The organism is Streptomyces sp. MB09-01 (genome assembly GCF_033794505.1).
GTDB lineage: Bacteria > Actinomycetota > Actinomycetes > Streptomycetales > Streptomycetaceae > Streptomyces.
Genome location: NZ_JARAYQ010000082.1, coordinates 1 through 17,102 on the forward strand (window position 1 = coordinate 1; position 17,102 = coordinate 17,102).

Genomic DNA, 17,102 nt, shown 5'->3' on the forward strand with positions numbered 1-17,102 from the left:
ATGTTGCCGCCCGCCGGGGCCGGGGCCGGCCGATCTTGCTCACGGCAGGCATGCGGCCACGACGAACCCCGCGAACTTCCGTACGGGCCCCCCCTTGGGCCACCCTGGCAGCCGCCTGCACGGCCGTGGCGTCGCTCACCGTCGGCGCCCTGCCGGCGTCGACCCGGCCGCACCCGGCCCCGGCCCCGGCGGCCGGCACGGGCACGTTCTCCGCTCACCGACCGGCGGTCGACGAGGAAGCCTTCGCATCCCCATCGGCCAGCTGCTGAGCCACACCAGCGGCCTCGGCCTGCCCCGCGAGCCCCTCGGCGACGGCCTCGGCCTGACGCCCGAGCGGGCGGTCCGCGCCTGGACCGGCTGCGCCACCGCGCCGGAGTCGCCCGTCACGGCCCAGCAGTACAACCGCCAAAGAGCCTTTCAGCGCGAGCGTGTTGGCCCCCTCCACGCTGTCCGACGGCACCGAGGTGTGGGGCAAGACCGGCAGCATGGCCCAGTACTCCGGCGGGGCCTTCGGCACCGCGGACGGCCGCCGCGTGGTCACGTACTCCTTCCTGCCGACCCGGACCGCGACCAGGGACGAGGCCGTCGAGCACGTCACCGGCATCGTCGAGGCAGCTCTCCGACCGGCCCACGGGGAGGGGGGTCGTTGTGGAAGGATCGGCCATATGAGCGAGCAGCAGCCGAACCCGTACGCCAACGACCCCGCCGGCCAGGGCGGCCAGCCCGGCACCCCCGGCCAGGGCGAATACAAGTGGGGCCCCGGCGAGGCCAGTTACGGCTACCCCCAGCCCTACCCGGCGGCCCCGGCCTACCAGCCGACCATCGGCGGCGCGGGCCTGCCGGCCCCCGGCTACCCCGCCGCCGCCCCGGCCGGCGGCGCCGGCCTGTCCCTCGGCGACATCACCATCGCCGGGGACCAGATCATCACGCCGTCCGGCCCGATGCCGCTCAAGGGCGCGATGTGGAACGCGACCGACTTCTCGCGCACCGAGGAGAAGATCCCGCCCCACGCGATCGTGCTCGCGATCGTCTTCTTCCTCTTCTGCCTGCTCGGCCTGCTCTTCCTCCTGATGAAGGAGAAGACCACCACCGGCTACATCCAGGTCACGGTGACCAGCGGCGGCCGCCACCACTCCACGATGATCCCGGCGACGAACGCCGGCACCTACCAGTGGGTGATGTCACAGGTGAACTACGCCCGTTCACTGAGCTTCTGACCGGGCGGGGCGGGGCCCCGGCCGGCGGGCGCCCCCGCCCTCACGCACGCGGACGCACCTCGACGTTCTCCCGGACGCCGACGGCGTGCGGGACCAGGACGGCCGTCGAGCAGTAGGCGGTGACGAGGTACGAGATGATCGCGCGCTCGTCGATGCCCATGAGCGGACGTTGAGCCCCGGCTCGAACTCGTCCGGCAGCGCCGGTCTGGGAGAGGCCGATCACGCCTTCGTTGTCGTCGCCCGTGCGCACCGCGATGATCGAGGAGGTGTGCTGTTCGGTGAGCGGGATCTTCCCGCAGGGCAGGATCGGCACCCCTCGCCACCTTGCCGAAGGCGGCGATGGCCTTCGGGTGGGCGAACAGGTACTGGGTGCCGCGCCGCATGGAGAGCAGGTCGGCGACGCGCGTGTGCACCCTCAGCACGGTCTGGGCCACGCTCAGCTCGTACTCGCGCGGCGTGAGCTCGTAGTCGGCGAAGGCGCCGGGCAGTACGTGCTCTTCGTGGTGGCCGGCGCTCAGCTCGATCGCCTTCTCGCCGGCCCGGTTGGTCCGGAAGCCGTTGCAGCTGCCGCATCTTGCCGGAGTGCACGATGACCCGGCCGGGCTGGTACTCCTTCTGCACGAACTTCTCGGCGAGCGCGCCGAGCGCCAGCGGATCGTCGAAGCCGCGCAGGAGCGGCAGCTCGGCCGGGATGAGCTGGACCTTGGAGCCGTCTTGACGAAGGTGACGCGGCCGTCGCCGAGCGGGTACGAGAGCCGCCGGTTGACCCGGTAGACGCCGCCGGGCGTGTGCCCCCAGGGCAGTTTCCGCAGGAGCCAGCGGGAGCTTGTCCCCTGCATCTGCGGGTCCGACTTGGTCGTTGTCGCGAGGTTGCGCGCCGCCGCCGTGCCCAGGCTGCGCTGTTCCTGCTCCTGATGCCGCTGCGCCGTTCCGGTCCGGGTGCCCGGTGCTGTCTCGACCGAATGCACGTGATCCAGAGGTGGTTACCCTGCGTGGCCATGTGTAACCCATGGTGGTTACGACTGTCGCCGGGCATCGCCACGACCGGGTGAGCCGATTGGGTCGTCCGGTCCAGCCGGAGAGGGTCCCGAAGCTCGCTTGAACTTGTTCAAAAAAGGCCCTACAGTCAACGACGTAAGCATTTGAACGCGTTCAAGGGGGCTGGGGCTATGGACCTCACCGTGGTCACGTACGTCATCTACCTGCTCATCAGCATCGGGCTCACCGTCTGGGTGGCCCGCACGCTCAGCCGCAACGGCCGCGTCTTCATCGGCGACGTCCTCCAGGGCAACGAGAAGCTCGCGGACGCCGTCAACCAGCTGCTCGTGGTCGGCTTCTACCTCGTGAACATCGGCTTCGTGACCCTCTACCTGAGGTCGAGCGAAGAGATCGACAGCGCACGCGGCCTCTTCGAGGCCCTCTCGGTCAAGCTCGGCGTCGTCCTGCTGGTCCTCGGGGTCATGCACCTCGGAAACGTCTGGGTCCTGAACAAGATGCGCCGCCGGGGCATCATGGAGCGCCAGCAGACCCCGCCCGTCCCCCCGCAGGGGTGGACCGCGCCGGCCGGGGCCTGAACCGTGGCCCCCGCGGGAGCGGTGCGGAACCTGACCGTCCTGTACGACGCGAACTGTCCGCTCTGCGTGCACATCAGGCACTGGCTGCTCGCGCAGCGCTGGCTGGTCCCGCTCGCCCTGGTCCCCGCTGCCTCGTACGAGGCGCACCGCCGGTACCCGCAGCTCGACCACGCGTCGACGCTGAAGGAGATCACCGTGGTCGGGGACTCGGGGCAGGTGTGGAAGGGGACCGACGCCTTCATCGTCTGTCTGTGGGCGCTGGCGGAACACCGGCCGAGGGCCAACTGGCTGGCCACCGCGGCCGGCCGGCCCTTCGCCCGGGCGGCCATGTACACCGCCTCCGCCTGGCGGCAGGCGGTACGGACCGAGGGCGTGCCCGAGGGCGCGGAGGGACCGGCCTGTGACGACCAGTGCTCCGTCCCCCGATAGGCTCATACACCGTGACTGATCAGAAGGCTCCCAAGAGCGAGCAGACCCGCACGCTCATCCTCGAAACCGCCCTCCGTCTCTTCCAGGAGCGCGGCTTCGACAAGACGACGATGCGGGGTATCGCGAAGGAGGCCGGTGTCTCGGTCGGCAACGCCTACTACTACTTCGAATCGAAGGAACACCTGGTCCAGGGGTTCTACGACCGGATCGGCGCCGCCCACCAGGCGGCGGTCCGGCCCATCCTGGACAACGAGACCGATCTGCAGAAGCGGCTCGCGGGCGTACTGACCAGCTGGATGGACATCGCGGCCCCGTACCACGAGTTCGCCTCGCAGTTCTTCAAGAACGCGGCCGACCCCGAAAGTCCGCTCAGCCCCTTCTCGCCGGAATCCGAATCGGCGCGGCAGGCGGCGATCGACATCCACCGCGAGGTGCTGGCGGGGGCGAAGACCAAGGTTCCGGCCGAGCTGGCCGACGTGCTGCCGGAGCTCATGTGGCTCTCGCAGATGGGCCTGGTCCTGTACTGGGTCTTCGACCGCTCCCCGAACAGCGAGAAGACGCGGCGGCTCGCCGAGCGCGGCGCGCAGCTGACGACGCGGGGCATCGTGCTGGCCCGGTTCCGGGTGCTGCGGCCGCTGGTGCGGGAAGTGCACGAACTCTTCGCGGACTTCCTGCCGGGCATGGCCCAGACGGCCACGGCGGGGCGGCGCAAGGCGTCGGACCCGGACGCGGGCCCGGAGCCGGACCCCGCGTAGGACCGGGACACCGGCTCAGAGCCAGTCGAGTTCCCTCAGGCGCCAGACCCCGGTGCCGTCCGACAGGTACTGGGCGCCGCTGACGGCGTCGCGGGACATCACGTAGTCCTTCTTCTGCCAGATCGGCACCATCGGGGCCTGCTGGGCGACCACCTTCTGGAGGTCGCGGAACTCGACGGCCGCGTCGGCCCGCTCCGAGTGGGACTGGGTGCGGGTGATCAGCTCGTCGACGTGCTTGTCGGAGAAGCCGTTGTTCATGGACGAGTCGGCGCCGACGAGGGGGGCGAGGAAGTTGTCCGCGTCCGGGAAGTCGGCGATCCACCCGATCGTGTAGACGTCGAATTCGCCCGCCGCGTAACCCTTCTGGAAGTCGGCCCACTTCTCGACCGGCTTGATCGTCACCTGGAAGAGTCCGGTGCCCTCCAGCTGCCGCTTGAGCTCCTCGGCCTCGGAGATGTTCGGGCCGCGCACGTTCACCCCCAGGTTGAGGGCGACAGGACCCTTGATCTCGGCGTCCTTGAGGAGCTTCTTGGCGGTGGCCCCGTTGGGCGTCGGGTAGGCGTCGAAGAACGGCGTGCTGTGGCCGGCGATGCCCGCCGGGACCAGGGAGTACAGCGGGGTGACGGTGCCCAGGTAGACGTCGCTCGCCACCTTGGAGCGGTCGAGCAGGGCGGCCACGGCCTGGCGGACGGCGAGCGGGGCGGCGGCCGAGCCGGGGCGGACGTTGAAGACCATGGAGCGGGTCTCGCTGCCGCCGGAGGCCTGGTAGCGGACGTCCGGCATGCCCGGATCGAGGGCGGCGAGCACGGCCGGCGACATCTCCCGGTGGGCGACTTCGATCCGGCGGGCGTTCCACGCCTGGTCGAGGTCCGCGGAGTCCTTGAAGTACTTCACCGTGACGGACGTGCGGGCGGGCTTGCCCTGCCCCTTGTACGAGGTGTTGGGCTTGAGCTCGGCGCTCGTACCGGCCTTGTACGCGCCCAGTGCGTACGGGCCGGAGCCGTCGGCCTTGCCGTCTTCGCGGAGGGACTTCGCCGGGTACTTCTCCTTGTCGACGATCGAGGCGGCGCCCGTCGCGATCTTGAAGGGGAAGGTGGCGTCGCCGGCGGAGAGGTTGAAGGTGACCGTGCGGCCCTCGGCGCTGACCGACTCCAGGGTGTTGAAGAGCGGGGCCGGGCCCTGGTCGGAGTTGATCGCCTTGATGCGGTCGAAGGAGTGCTTCACGTCCTGGGCGGTGATCGCACGGCCGCCGGCGAACTTCACGTCGGGGCGCAGCTCGCACTGGTAGGTGGTGAGCTTCTGGCCGACGAAGGCGCAGGAGGCGGCGGCGTCCGGCACGGGGGCGTCGGAACCGGGCTTGATGGTCAGCAGCGACTGGTAGACGTTGCTGAACAGGGCCCAGGAGCCGACGTCGTACGCCCCGGCGGGGTCGAGGGAGGAGACCACGTCGGTCGTCCCGACCCGGATGGCGCCGTGGCCGCCGCCGTCCCCGGGCAGCAACTGCCAGGCGCCGACGCCGGCCACGCCGAGGGCCAGCCCGACCGCGATGATCTTCCAGCGGACAGACCGCATCCCGTGAACCCCGCCCCTTGTCCCGGTGGCAGCGATGCGCTGTCCGATTAACGGTCATCCCATCACGGAATATCGGCCACCGGAAGGCCGATTCACGGGCGCTCAGCGGCAGTTGGGGCGTCAGGCCTGATATGAGGCGAGTTCTACGACCGTGATGTCGGACGGCGCGCCCACGCGGACCGGGGGTCCCCAGGCGCCGGCCCCGCGGGACACGTAGAGCTGGGTGTCTCCGTAGCGCTCCAACCCGGCGACGGTGGGATTGGCGAGATCGGCGAGGTAGTTGCCGGGCCAGAGCTGGCCGCCGTGGGTGTGGCCGGAGAGCTGGAGGTCGACGCCGTGGCGGACGGCGTCGTGGATGACGACCGGCTGGTGGGCGAGGAGTACGGCGGCCCGTGTCCGGTCGCGGTCGCCGAGGGCCGCCTGGAAGTCGGGGCCGCTCCCCTCCAGCTCCCCCTGGATGTCGTTGACGCCGGCGAGGTCGAAGTGGGGCAGCGCGCGGCGGGCGTTCTCCAGCGGGGTCAGCCCGAGTTCGCGGACATGGTCGATCCACTGCTGTGCACCGGAGAAGTACTCGTGGTTCCCCGTCACGAAGTACGAGCCGTGGCGGGCGGCGAGCCGGCGCAGCGGCTCCGCGGCGGGCCCGAGGTCGGGGACGCTGCCGTCCACGAGGTCGCCGACGATGGCGATGAGGTCGGGCTGGGTGCGGTTGACGGTGTCGACGATGCGCTGGGTGTGGGCGCGGCCGAGGACCGGGCCGAGGTGGACGTCGCTGACGACGGCGATGCGGAAACCGTGCGCCGCGCGCGACAGTTTGGCCAGCGGCACCTGCACCCGCCGGACGCTCGGCCCGCGCATGACCCCGTACGTCCCGGTCGCGACGGTGCCGACGGCCACGGCGGCGGCCGCCCCGCCGACGGCCCGCGCGACGAACCGGCGGCGGGTCAGTTCCAGGCCCGTCGCGGCGGGCTCGCCGGACTCGGCGGTGGCAGCCGCGACGGGCGCCGCGTCGGGCTCGGGGGCGGCGGCCCGGGGGACGGTCTGCTTCGCGGGAGGTCCGGCGACCGCCCCGGAGGGGACCCGGTGGGCCAGACGGCGGAGCAACAGCGCGCGGATCGGCTCCGCGACCAGCATCGTCAGGGTCAGGTACAGGAGCACCGCGAGCCAGAGGTATCCCGGCCAGGCCACCGTCTGCTGCAGCCAGAAGGGGGCTCCGGCGCGACCCGTGGTCAGGGCGGCCACAGAGAGAAGGGGCAGGGCGATGGTCAAGGCCGTGCCGATGCGGCGCGTGAGGGCGCCGGGCGCCGTGGTGTCGCGGACCAGGCGGATCCAGAGCCAGCGGTGCACGAGCACCAGCAGGGCGCAGACCGCGAGCGCGACGAGCGCGAAGGCGAGGATCGTCATGCCGCGGCCCCTCTGTCGCCGCCCGCGCCGGCGCCCGTCCCCGTGCCCGGGTCCGTGGCCGTACGTGATTCGCGCCGCAGGGCCCGGACCCCGCGCAACCCGATCACACCGACCGCCGTCCCCAGGAGAAAGGACGTCACCGCAAGCGTCAGGTGCACCCAGAAGTAGGACGTGGGATCGCCCGCCGCATCGAAGGCCTGGCCACTGCCGTTCCTCCACAGGTTCCGGACGAAAGACACCCAGATGAACCAGCTCCACACTCCGAAGGCGAGCAGGAACCAGGAGGCGGCGCGGCTGAGTTTCATGCCTTCAGTATCGGATTCGTCCCCAGGACGGACGCGCCGGGGTGGGCTGTCCCGGGGTTGGTTGCACCGAATTGGCCGGTCCGCGACGCCGTACAGCTCATCGGGAGGTACTTTCACCTGCGTGTCTGCCAAGACGACCGCGCTGACGGTCCTTTCCGCCGCGTTGCTGGCGCCCGCCCTGCTGGTGGCACCCGCCCACGCCGCGCCGACCCCGCCGGCCGATGGAAAGGGCGGGCCCGCCAAGGCGCCGCAGGCGCCCGCGCCGCCCGTGTCGATGTCGACGGTCGGCGGATCCCTGCTCGGCCAGCCGGGAACCCAGGTGAACCTGCTGCCCGGTGCGCCCGCCCTGCCCACGAACCTCAGCGGGCGGTCCTGGATCGTGGCCGACGCCGAGACGGGTGAGGTCCTGGCGGCGCACAACGCGCACTGGCGGCTGCCCCCGGCCTCCACCATGAAGATGCTCTTCGCGGACACCGTGCTGCCGGGCCTGCCCAAGGAGCAGGTCCACAAGGTCACCGAGCAGGACATGGACGGCGTGGGCCCGGGCAGCAGCCTGGTCGGGGTCAAGGAGGACCTCGAGTACTCCGTCCACGACCTGTGGCTCGGGGTGTTCCTGCGCTCGGGCAACGACGCCGTGCACGTACTTTCGGCCATGAACGGCGGCATCGACAAGACCGTCAAGGACATGCAGGCGCACGCCGAGGAGCTGCAGGCCCTGGACACGCACGTCGTCTCCCCCGACGGGTACGACGCCCCGGAACAGGTGTCGAGCGCGTACGACCTCACGCTGATCGCCCGCTCCGGGCTGCAGAAGCAGGACTTCCGGGAGTACTGCGGCACGGTGAGCGCGAAGTTCCCCGGCCGGCACGAGGCCGGCAAGCCGCGCGAGTACTTCGAGATCCAGAACACAAACCGGCTGATGACGGGTGCGGGCGGGCTCTCCCCCTACAAGGGCATCGCCGGGGTGAAGAACGGCAACACCACCATGGCCGGCTCCACCTTCACCGGCGCCGCCCAGCAGGGCTCCAGGAAGCTGCTGGTCACGGTGATGAACCCGGACTCGGGCGGCGCGAACTCCGTCTACGAGGAGACCGCGGCGCTGTTCGACTGGGGCTTCGCGGCGGCCGGCAAGGTCAAGCCGGTGGGTGAGCTCGTGCCGCCGAAGAGCGCCGACACCTCCTCGCACGGCTCCCCGGCCCAGTCGCACGAGAACAACCCCTCGGCGGCCGGGCAGGGCTCGGGCGGCGGCATGGGCACCGCGCTGGGCGTCGCGGGCGGCGTGCTGGCCGTACTGGCGGGCGGCGCCTTCCTCGTCAACCGCCGCTGGCCCCGCGGCCGCCGCAGCCGGGGCGAGGACCTGGTGTAGGCCCGGGCGGGGCCGTACGGGCCCGGCCCCTTCGATCAGAACTGGCGCAGGGTGGACCAGTTGGCATGGCCGGACGGGTTGGTCAGTGCCGGAGAGGCGCCGGTCCGCCCCCGGGTCCCGTCGTAGCGCCCCACGGGGCCGTGCGACCCGTCGACGAGGAAGTAGATCTCTACCCACGCCTGCCGGGACCGAGCGCATGATTCACCCGATCGAGTCCGCCTCGCCGCCCACCTGGGGTTCCGGGTCTTCCTCCTCGCCGCGCGTGGCCGTCCAGGACGAGACGAACAGCAACAGCTTCGCCGAGAAGTTGATCCACAGCAGCAGGGCGATCGGCACCCCGAAGGCCCCGTACATGCTCTTCGCGGCGACCTCCCGCATGTAGCCGCTGAGGAGCAGCTTCAGCAGCTCGAAACCCGCCGCGCCGATGAGCGCCGCCTCGATCAGGCGGCGGCGCGGCGGTTCCACCCCGGGGAGCAGGGTCAGCAGGTAGAGCAGCACCAGGAAGGCGGCCACGACGCCGACGAGGAAGGCGGCCGCGCGCAGGAGCGCGCCGCCCGCGCCCTCGCGCGGGATGCCCAGCCACTCGGCGGACTTCCCGACCGCCGAGGACCCGAAGATCGAGGCGGCGGCCGAGGCAAGGCCCACCCCGCCCAGGCCGAGCAGCACGAGCCCGTCCTTGCCCTTGCGGACGATGGGGTTCCCGTCGTCCTCGTCGTCCTTGTCCCACACGGCGCGCAGGCAGTCCCGCATCGAGCCCACCCACCCGATGCCGGTGAAGAGCAGGAAGGCGCCGGCGACGAGCCCGACGGTGCCCGCGTTCGCGACGAGCCCCTCGATGTCGAGCTGGTCGGAGATGCCCGGGACCTGCTCGGAGAGGTTCTTCTCCAGCTGGTCCAGCTGCTTCTCGCTGAGCAGCGACGCGCCCACCGCGGCGGCCACGGTGATCAGCGGGAAGAGCGCGAGGAAGCTGAGGAAGGTGATCGCGGCGGCGAGCCGGGCCCAGTGCACGCGGTCGAGGCGTTCGTACGAACGCCACGCGTGCGTCCGCATGAGACGGGCCGCGAGCGGGCCGATCACCGGGAGTTTCGTCAGCCAGTCCATGGGGTCACCGTAAATGAGCGCTCGGAAATAGCCGGAATTGTCGGTTTCGGGCACTACGGTCGTCGACTGTGACTTTTTCCGAAGCGCGCCCTGCGGGTCGCCCGTTCCACACGCTGGTCCTGCGAAGGCTGAGATTCAGCGCCCGGCGCACCGCCCGGCTGACCCTGCGCCCGCTCCGTCAGGACGGCAGCGCGGTCGCCCCGGTCGCCCCCGCCGCCTCGCCCGCGGGGCAGCCGGGCTGCGTCGGCACGCCGCTCGCCCCGGTCCCGAAGGGATACTCGCGCAGCTTGCGCCAGACCCCGTCCGAGCCCTGCTCGTAGAGCGCGAAGCCCTCGCAGAGCCACTCGGCGGCGTACTCGGAGAGGGCCGAGAAGGCCAGGTCCATCGCCTCCTCGGAGATCCCGTGGGCGACGGTGACGTGGGGGTGGTACGGGAAGGCCAGCTCGCGGCTGAGCGGCCCGTGCGGGTCGCGGACCTCGCCCTGGAGGCGGGTGCAGCCCGCGGCGCCCTCGACGACCTGGACGTAGACGACCGGCGAGAGGGGGCGGAAGGTTCCCGTCCCGCCCAGCCGCATCCGGAAGGCGCGGGAGGCTGCCGCGACCCCGGCGAGGTGGGCCCGGATCGCCGGGAGCCGGTCCGCCTCCACCTCGGTCGGCGGCACGAGGGTGACGTGCGTGGGGATGCCGTGCGCGGCAGCGTCCCCGAAGCCGGCGCGCCGCTGCTGGAGCTGGCTGCCGTACGGCTCCGGGACCGCGATCGAAACGCCGAGCGTTACGGTCCCCACGTATCTCTCCTCCGCTTGTCGCTGTGGACTGCTGCCGCCCCAGTGTGGCGGCAGCACCCCCGTTCTTGCCAGGGCCCTCTGTCCGTAGTTGCGTTCGTCAGTGCTTGGCGGGCACCAGACCCAGGCGGTCGTACGCCTGCGCGAGGGTCTCGGCGGCGACCGCACGGGCCTTCTCCGCGCCCTTGGCCAGGATCGAGTCCAGCGTCTCCGGGTCGTCCAGGTACTCCTGGGTGCGCTGCTTGAACGGTGTGACGAAATCGACCATCACACCGGCCAGGTCGGTCTTCAGCGCGCCGTAGCCCTTGCCCTCGTACTTCGTCTCCAGCTCGGCGATCGTCTCGCCCGTGAGGGTGGAGTAGATCGTGAGCAGGTTGCTGAGGCCGGGCTTCTTCTCGGTGTCGAAGCGGATCTCGGCCTCGGTGTCGGTGACCGCGCTCTTGATCTTCTTCTCGGTGACCTTGGGCTCGTCGAGGAGGTTGATCAGGCCCTTGGGGGACGACGCGGACTTCGACATCTTGATCGCCGGGTCCTGGAGGTCGTAGATCTTCGCGACCTCCTTGACGATGTGCGCGGCGGGCAGGGTGAAGGTCTTGCCGTAGCGCTGGTTGAAACGCTCGGCGAGGTCGCGGGTCAGCTCGATGTGCTGGCGCTGGTCCTCGCCGACCGGGACGGCGTTCGCCTGGTAGAGCAGGATGTCGGCGACCTGGAGGATCGGGTACGTGAACAGGCCGACGCTGGCGCTGTTGACGCCGCCCTTCGCGGACTTGTCCTTGAACTGGGTCATCCGGCTGGCCTCGCCGAAACCGGTGATGCAGTTCATGACCCAGCCGAGCTGGGCGTGCTCGGGCACGTGGCTCTGGATGAAGAGCGTGCAGCGCTCGGGGTCCAGGCCGGCGGCGAGCAGCTGCGCGGCGGAGAGACGGGTGTTCGCGCGGAGGTCCTTCGGATCCTGCGGCATGGTGATCGCGTGCAGGTCGACCACCATGTAGAACGCGTCGTGCGTCTCCTGCAGGGCGACGTACTGGCGAATGGCTCCGAGGTAGTTCCCGAGGTGGAACGAACCGGAGGTGGGCTGGATGCCGGAGAGCGCGCGAGGACGATCAGAAGCCATGGCTTCATTCTCTCAGGTGCGGGGGCGGGCTCGGGCCCGCCGCTGGCCGGATCCTTCCGGGTCGCGCGGACCCGGTCCGTGCGGTGCCGGGGTACCCGGCGGTAGCGGTGCGTCCGGATCCAGCCCCGGCCGAGCGACCGCTTTCCGCAGGTGGGCCGCTGCGCGGGGCCCCGCCCACGCGCCGCCCGCACCCGCGCCTCGATCACGACGTTCCAGCCGCGCCGGCGTTCGAGGCCTGCCGCCGGGGCGGGGCCCCGGCGGCGGGTCCGCGGGTCAGGCCAGGGGGAGGCCCGGGGCCGGGAAGGCGGCCATGAGGTCCGCGACCTCCGTGCGGACCGCGGCCAGGGCCGGCTCGTCACCCTTGGCCGCGGCGTCGACGGCGCGCGAGATCCAGTCCGCGACCTGCGGCATGTGGGCGACGCCCAGACCGCGGGACGTCAGCGACGGCGTACCGATCCGCACTCCCGAGGGATCGAACGGCTTGCGCGGGTCGAAGGGAACCGTGTTGTAGTTCACCACGATCCCCGCCCGGTCCAGGGCCTTGGCCGCGACCTTGCCCGGCACGTCCTTGCCCGTCAGGTCGATGAGGATCAGGTGGTTGTCCGTACCGCCCGACACGAGGTCGAAGCCCCGCTCCAGCAGCGCCGCCGCCAGCGCCTTCGCGTTGGCGACGACCGCGTGCGCGTAGGCGGTGAAGGACGGCTGGGCCGCCTCGTGCAGGGCCACCGCGATGCCGGCCGTCGTCTGGTTGTGCGGGCCGCCCTGGAGGCCCGGGAAGACCGCCTTGTCGATGGCCTTCGCGTGCTCCTCGCGGCACATCAGCATCGCGCCCCGCGGACCGCGCAGGGTCTTGTGGGTCGTGGTGGAGATGACGTCCACGTGGCCCGCCGGGGACGGGTGTGCGCCGCCCGCGATCAGGCCCGCGATGTGGGCCACGTCCGCGACCAGGACCGAGCCCGCCTCCTCGGCGATCGACGCGAAGGCGGCGAAGTCGATCGTGCGCGGCAGGGCGGTGCCGCCGCAGAAGATCAGCTTGGGTCGTTCGGCGAGGGCCAGGTCGCGCACGGCGTCGTAGTCGATGAGCCCGGTGTCGGCCTGGACGCCGTACTGCACGCCCCGGAACCACGAGCCCGTCGCCGAGACGCCCCAGCCGTGCGTCAGGTGCCCGCCCATCGGCAGGGCCATGCCCATCACGGTGTCGCCGGGCTTCGCGAAGGCCAGGTACACGGCCAGGTTGGCCGGCGAGCCGGAGTACGGCTGGACGTTCGCGTGGTCCACGCCGAACAGGCCCTTCGCCCGCTCGATCGCCAGGGCCTCGACGCGGTCGACGTTCTGCTGGCCCTCGTAGTAGCGGCGGCCGGGGTAGCCCTCGCTGTACTTGTTCTGCAGCACGGTGCCGGAGGCCTCGAGGACGGCCGCGGACACGTAGTTCTCACTGGGGATCAGGCGCAGGGTCTGCGACTGGAGCACTTCTTCCGCCGCGACGAACGACGCCAGTTCGGGATCGGTCGCGGAAAGGGCGGGATGGCGGCTCGCGGACATGGCGGGCTCCTCCGGGGTCGATGTGATCGGTACCCCGCGAGGCCCAGGCGAGCGGCCCTGAATGCGGTCGAACGCGCACGACTCCCCCGGAGTTCGTTCTCCGTGCGCCAGTCGCCGTGCGTACCGCCCACCTTAGCGGGCGCGCCGCGCGGAAGGTTTCTGCATCCGGGATCGGAGCGACGATAAGAAGGCGACGATAAGAAGGGTGACGCCACCCTCGTCACCGCTGCACCGGGCAAGACGGACGATCGGAGACCCCGTGTCGACAACTGCTGATGCCATCCGCTCCGCCGACGCGCACAGCGCGCACACCTACCATCCGCTGCCCGTCGTCGTCGCGTCCGCGGAAGGTGCGTGGATGACCGACGTGGAGGGCCGCAGATATCTCGACATGCTCGCCGGGTACTCCGCCCTCAACTTCGGGCACGGCAACCGGCGTCTGATCGACGCCGCCCGGGCCCAGCTGGAGCGGGTCACGCTCACCTCGCGCGCCTTCCACCACGACCGGTTCGCCGACTTCTGCACCGAGCTCGCCGATCTGTGCGGCAAGGAGATGGTGCTGCCGATGAACACGGGCGCGGAGGCCGTGGAGACGGCGGTGAAGACCGCCCGCAAGTGGGGCTACGAGGTCAAGGGCGTTCCGGACGGGCACGCCAAGATCGTGGTCGCCGCCGACAACTTCCACGGCCGGACCACGACCGTCGTCTCCTTCTCGACGGACCACGACGCCCGCGACCACTTCGGTCCGTACACGCCGGGCTTCGAGATCGTCCCGTACGGGGACCTCACCGCGCTGTCCCACGCCGTCACCGAGAACACCGTGGCCGTCCTGCTGGAGCCGATCCAGGGCGAGGCGGGGGTGCTGGTGCCGCCCGCCGGGTACCTGAGCGGCGTGCGGGAGCTGACCCGCCAGCGGAACGTGCTCTTCATGGCGGACGAGATCCAGTCGGGACTGGGCCGGACCGGGAAGACCTTCGCCTGCGAGCACGAGGGGGTCGTCCCCGACGTCTACATCCTCGGCAAGGCGCTCGGCGGCGGCGTGGTGCCGGTGTCGGCCGTCGTCGCCGACCGGGACGTGCTCGGGGTGTTCCGGCCCGGCCAGCACGGGTCCACCTTCGGCGGGAACCCCCTCGCGTGCGCCGTCGCCCTGGAGGTCGTCGCGATGCTCCGCAGCGGCGAGTACCAGCAGCGCGCCACCGAGCTGGGCGACCACCTGCACCACGAGCTGGGCCTGCTGGTCGGCGCGGGCGCCGTGACCGCCGTACGGGGCCGGGGGCTGTGGGCGGGCGTGGACATCGCCCCCGGCCACGGGACGGGCCGGGAGGTGTCCGAGAGGCTGATGGACCGGCGGGTGCTGGTGAAGGACACCCACGGATCGACGATCCGGCTCGCCCCGCCGCTGGTGATCAGCAAGGAGGACCTGGACTGGGGGCTGGACCAGCTCCGGGCGGTGCTGGCCTCCTGAGGCAGGGGCCGCCGGACCCTAGAGGATCACGTGGGGCAGAAAGCGGGCGTACTCGTCCGTGACCGGCCCCGCCGATTCGCGGATGCCGAGCCCCGCCGCCTCGTCCTCTACGACCCACGCGCCGAGCACGACCCGGTTGCCGTCGAAGTCGGGCAGCGGGGCCAGGCCCTGGAAGCAGTACCGCTCGCCCTCCTCCGCTACGAACGGCTCGCCGCCCTCGCCCGGTTCGTGCAGGGTTACCCCCGCGCCCTCGCGGCCGAGGAGCGGCTTGGCCACGTAACCGGCGGACCCGGCCCCGGCCAGTTCGCGCGGTCCGTCGAGGTAGGCGGGCAGCAGGTTCGGGTGCTCCGGGAACAGCTCCCACAGGATCGCCAGCAGCGCCTTGTTGGAGAGCAGCATCTTCCACAGGGGCTCGATCCAGCAGGTGGTGCCGGTGCCGCCGCCGTGGTCGTACGTGCCGAGGACCTGCGGGCCGAACTCGTCCGTGGCCAGCCACTCCCACGGGTAGAGCTTGAAGCAGCTGCGGATGAAGCGGAGCTTCTCGTCCACGAACCGGCCGGACAGGCTGTCCCAGCCGATCTGCTCGACGGAGAGGGCGTGGGTGTCGAGGCCGGCCTGCTCGGCGGTCTCCTGGAGGTAGGCGACCGTCATCAGGTCCTCGCCGAGCTCGTCGGTCTCGGAGTGCGCGAAGTGCAGCGGGCCGGGCGGCAGCAGCTCGGCCTGGCGGCGCCAGGCGTCGACGAGGCGCTCGTGGAGGGAGTTCCACTGGTCGGCGCCGGGGAACCGCTCCTCCATCCAGAACCACTGCGGACTGGCCGCCTCCACGAGGGAGGTGGGCGTGTCGGCGTTGTACTCCAGCATCTTGGCCGGGCTGCCGGTGCCGTCGTAGCGCAGGTCGAAACGGCCGTAGAGGGAGGGCTGTTCGGCGCGGCGGCGCCAGGACTCGGCGATCAGCGCGGCGAGCGCGGGGTCGGTGATGCCGAGGTCGGCGAAGCGGTCGTGCTCGACGATGTGCGCGGCCGCGGCCAGGCACATGGCGTGCAGCTCCTCGACGACGTTCTCCAGGGCCTCCACCTCGGGTAGGGAGAACGAGTAGTACGCGCTCTCGTCCCAGTAGGGGCGCAGGGAGTCGTCGGGGTAGCGGGTGAGGGGATAGATGAGCCCCTGCTCCTCGACGGTCTTCTGCCAGCCGGGGCGGGGCTCGATGGTGTGCCGCTGCATGGGTTTTCCTCAGCCGCCGCTGGAGCCGGAGCTGCTGTGGCCGCCGATGCCGCCGCGGGTGACGGCGGACTTGTCGAAGCTGCCGCCGGAGACCTTGCCGCTGCTGACGTAGCCGCCGTAGTAGTACGCCCCGCGGCCGCCGCTCTTGCACTCCTTGTTGTTCAGGTGCTCCAGCGTGGAGCGGGACGCGCAGCGCTTGTCGGGCTCGTCGCTGCTGCCGCAGGCCACGAGGGTGGCCGCGAGCAGGCCCATGCCGCCGAGGGCGACCGCGCCGGAGCGCATACGGCGCTGGTTGGTGCTGCTGCTGTCCATGTCTGCTGTTCCCCCTGGGGCCTGGCGTGCTGCCGACAGAGTAGAGCGGTGGCCCCGGCCGATGGAATCCGGCCGCCGTGAGATCCGTGACCTAGAGTCAGTTCGTGCTCATTGGGATGATTTGCGCCCTCGGTGCGGCGGTCTGCTTCGGCACGGCGTCCGTTCTCCAGGCGGTCGCGGCGCGGGCGGCGGAGCCGGGATCGGGGTCCGGGGTGGACACGGCGCTGTTCCTGCGCGCCGTACGGCAGTGGCGGTACCTGCTGGGCCTCGGCCTCGACGCGGTGGGCTTCGTCCTCCAGATCATCGCGCTGCGCCATGTCCCGATCTACGCGGTGGGGGCCGCGCTGGCCGCCAGTCTGGCGGTGACGGCGGTGGTCGCGGCGCGGCTGCTGCGCGTGCGGCTGTCCCGGACGGAATGGGGCGCGGTGTGGGTGGTGTGCGCGGGGCTGCTGATGCTCGGGCTCGCCGCCGGAGAGGAGGGCTCGGGGACCGGGTCGCTCGCGCTGAAGCTGGGGCTGCTGGCCGTGGCGGGGCTGGTGCTGGTGGTCGGCGCGGTGGCGGGGCGGCTCCCGGACCGGCCCCGGGCGCTGGTCCTGGGCCTGGCCGCGGGGACGGGCTTCGGAGTGGTCGAGGTCTCGGTGCGGCTCATCGACTCCCCCTGGGACCTGCGCAACCCCGCGCTGTACGCACTCCTGCTGGGCGGCGGGGCGGCCTTCCTGCTGCTCACCTCGGCGCTGGCGCGCGGCTCGGTGACGGCGGCGACGGCGGGGCTGGTGCTCGGCGAGACGGTCGGCCCGGCGGTGGTGGGCGTGGTCTGGCTCGGCGACCGCACCCGCGAGGGCCTGACCTGGCTCGCCGTGACCGGCTTCGTCGTCGCGGTGGCCGGCTCCCTGGCGCTCGCCCGCTTCGGCGAACCCGCCCGGCCGGAGCCGTCCCCGGCCGGGTGA

18 protein-coding genes, 1 pseudogene and 1 riboswitch are annotated in these 17,102 nt (G+C 71.6%); of the genes and pseudogenes, 8 read left to right on the forward strand and 11 right to left on the reverse strand.

Going from position 1 to position 17,102, the window contains the following annotated elements:
- Positions 1-665 precede the first annotated feature (665 nt).
- Positions 666-1,217: a hypothetical protein gene (locus PV721_RS18915; protein WP_319725830.1), complete on the forward strand. Its 552-nt coding sequence runs from the start codon at positions 666-668 to the stop codon at positions 1,215-1,217.
- Between the two features lie 40 nt (positions 1,218-1,257).
- On the opposite strand, the gene PV721_RS43940 is transcribed toward PV721_RS18915, so the two are convergent.
- Together PV721_RS43940 and PV721_RS43945 are read right to left on the reverse strand one after the other, a co-directional pair.
- Positions 1,258-1,530 (reverse strand): hypothetical protein, encoded by a 273-nt coding sequence (locus PV721_RS43940; RefSeq protein WP_416371132.1) that lies wholly within the window; start codon positions 1,528-1,530, stop codon positions 1,258-1,260.
- Positions 1,531-1,663: 133 nt separating this feature from the next.
- Positions 1,664-1,873, reverse strand: a pseudogene (locus PV721_RS43945) (hypothetical protein); the annotation flags it as partial.
- On the opposite strand from PV721_RS43945, the gene PV721_RS43950 reads away from it, so the two are divergent.
- From PV721_RS43950 to PV721_RS18935, 4 genes are all read left to right on the forward strand, one after another.
- Positions 1,800-1,991, forward strand: a complete 192-nt coding sequence (locus PV721_RS43950) for a hypothetical protein (protein ID WP_416371133.1) — start codon at positions 1,800-1,802, stop codon at positions 1,989-1,991. The pseudogene PV721_RS43945 and the gene PV721_RS43950 overlap by 74 nt on opposite strands.
- A gap of 395 nt (positions 1,992-2,386) precedes the next feature.
- Positions 2,387-2,791, forward strand: a complete 405-nt coding sequence (locus PV721_RS18925; RefSeq protein ID WP_319725769.1) for a hypothetical protein — start codon at positions 2,387-2,389, stop codon at positions 2,789-2,791.
- 21 nt (positions 2,792-2,812) lie between these two features.
- The gene (locus PV721_RS18930) at positions 2,813-3,220 is read left to right on the forward strand and encodes a thiol-disulfide oxidoreductase DCC family protein (RefSeq protein ID WP_319725772.1); all 408 of its coding nucleotides are present in this window, start codon (positions 2,813-2,815) and stop codon (positions 3,218-3,220) included.
- An 11-nt stretch (positions 3,221-3,231) separates the two neighbouring features.
- Positions 3,232-3,975 (forward strand): TetR family transcriptional regulator, encoded by a 744-nt coding sequence (locus tag PV721_RS18935; RefSeq protein ID WP_319725774.1) that lies wholly within the window; start codon positions 3,232-3,234, stop codon positions 3,973-3,975.
- Positions 3,976-3,990: 15 nt separating this feature from the next.
- On the opposite strand, the gene PV721_RS18940 is transcribed toward PV721_RS18935, so the two are convergent.
- The 3 genes from PV721_RS18940 to PV721_RS18950 all read right to left on the reverse strand — a co-directional run bounded on the left by PV721_RS18940 (position 3,991) and on the right by PV721_RS18950 (position 7,253).
- Positions 3,991-5,547 (reverse strand): ABC transporter substrate-binding protein, encoded by a 1,557-nt coding sequence (locus PV721_RS18940; protein WP_319725777.1) that lies wholly within the window; start codon positions 5,545-5,547, stop codon positions 3,991-3,993.
- Positions 5,548-5,667: 120 nt separating this feature from the next.
- Positions 5,668-6,948, reverse strand: a complete 1,281-nt coding sequence (locus PV721_RS18945; RefSeq protein WP_319725780.1) for a metallophosphoesterase — start codon at positions 6,946-6,948, stop codon at positions 5,668-5,670.
- Positions 6,945-7,253, reverse strand: a complete 309-nt coding sequence (locus PV721_RS18950) for an SCO4848 family membrane protein (protein WP_319725782.1) — start codon at positions 7,251-7,253, stop codon at positions 6,945-6,947. The genes PV721_RS18945 and PV721_RS18950 overlap by 4 nt, the downstream gene beginning before the upstream one ends.
- Here PV721_RS18950 and PV721_RS18955 point away from each other — a divergent pair.
- Positions 7,192-8,619 carry a D-alanyl-D-alanine carboxypeptidase gene (locus PV721_RS18955; RefSeq protein WP_416371134.1) on the forward strand — a complete coding sequence of 476 codons (1,428 nt, stop codon included), beginning with the start codon at positions 7,192-7,194 and terminating at the stop codon, positions 8,617-8,619. The genes PV721_RS18950 and PV721_RS18955 overlap by 62 nt on opposite strands.
- A 201-nt stretch (positions 8,620-8,820) precedes the next feature.
- Here the strand turns inward: PV721_RS18955 and PV721_RS18960 are convergent, their stop codons facing one another.
- The 4 genes from PV721_RS18960 to glyA all read right to left on the reverse strand — a co-directional run bounded on the left by PV721_RS18960 (position 8,821) and on the right by glyA (position 13,157).
- Entirely contained in the window at positions 8,821-9,720 is a 900-nt protein-coding gene (locus PV721_RS18960) for a YihY/virulence factor BrkB family protein (RefSeq protein WP_319725786.1), read from the reverse strand.
- A gap of 178 nt (positions 9,721-9,898) precedes the next feature.
- Positions 9,899-10,504: a 2'-5' RNA ligase family protein gene (locus PV721_RS18965; RefSeq protein ID WP_319725789.1), complete on the reverse strand. Its 606-nt coding sequence runs from the start codon at positions 10,502-10,504 to the stop codon at positions 9,899-9,901.
- Between the two features lie 97 nt (positions 10,505-10,601).
- Complete coding sequence (trpS, locus tag PV721_RS18970; RefSeq protein ID WP_319725791.1) at positions 10,602-11,615, reverse strand: tryptophan--tRNA ligase; 1,014 nt, start codon at positions 11,613-11,615, stop codon at positions 10,602-10,604.
- Between the two features lie 273 nt (positions 11,616-11,888).
- Positions 11,889-13,157: a serine hydroxymethyltransferase gene (gene glyA / locus PV721_RS18975; protein WP_319725793.1), complete on the reverse strand. Its 1,269-nt coding sequence runs from the start codon at positions 13,155-13,157 to the stop codon at positions 11,889-11,891.
- A gap of 34 nt (positions 13,158-13,191) precedes the next feature.
- Positions 13,192-13,282, reverse strand: a riboswitch (ZMP/ZTP riboswitch).
- A 134-nt stretch (positions 13,283-13,416) separates the two neighbouring features.
- On the opposite strand from glyA, the gene rocD reads away from it, so the two are divergent.
- Entirely contained in the window at positions 13,417-14,622 is a 1,206-nt protein-coding gene (gene rocD / locus PV721_RS18980; RefSeq protein WP_319725795.1) for an ornithine--oxo-acid transaminase, read from the forward strand.
- 18 nt (positions 14,623-14,640) lie between these two features.
- On the opposite strand, the gene PV721_RS18985 is transcribed toward rocD, so the two are convergent.
- Both PV721_RS18985 and PV721_RS18990 read right to left on the reverse strand, forming a co-directional pair.
- Entirely contained in the window at positions 14,641-15,843 is a 1,203-nt protein-coding gene (locus tag PV721_RS18985) for a glutathionylspermidine synthase family protein (RefSeq protein WP_319725797.1), read from the reverse strand.
- A gap of 9 nt (positions 15,844-15,852) precedes the next feature.
- Complete coding sequence (locus PV721_RS18990; protein WP_030710521.1) at positions 15,853-16,155, reverse strand: hypothetical protein; 303 nt, start codon at positions 16,153-16,155, stop codon at positions 15,853-15,855.
- Between the two features lie 116 nt (positions 16,156-16,271).
- Here PV721_RS18990 and PV721_RS18995 point away from each other — a divergent pair, with 116 nt between their 5' ends.
- Complete coding sequence (locus PV721_RS18995) at positions 16,272-17,102, forward strand: hypothetical protein (RefSeq protein ID WP_319725832.1); 831 nt, start codon at positions 16,272-16,274, stop codon at positions 17,100-17,102.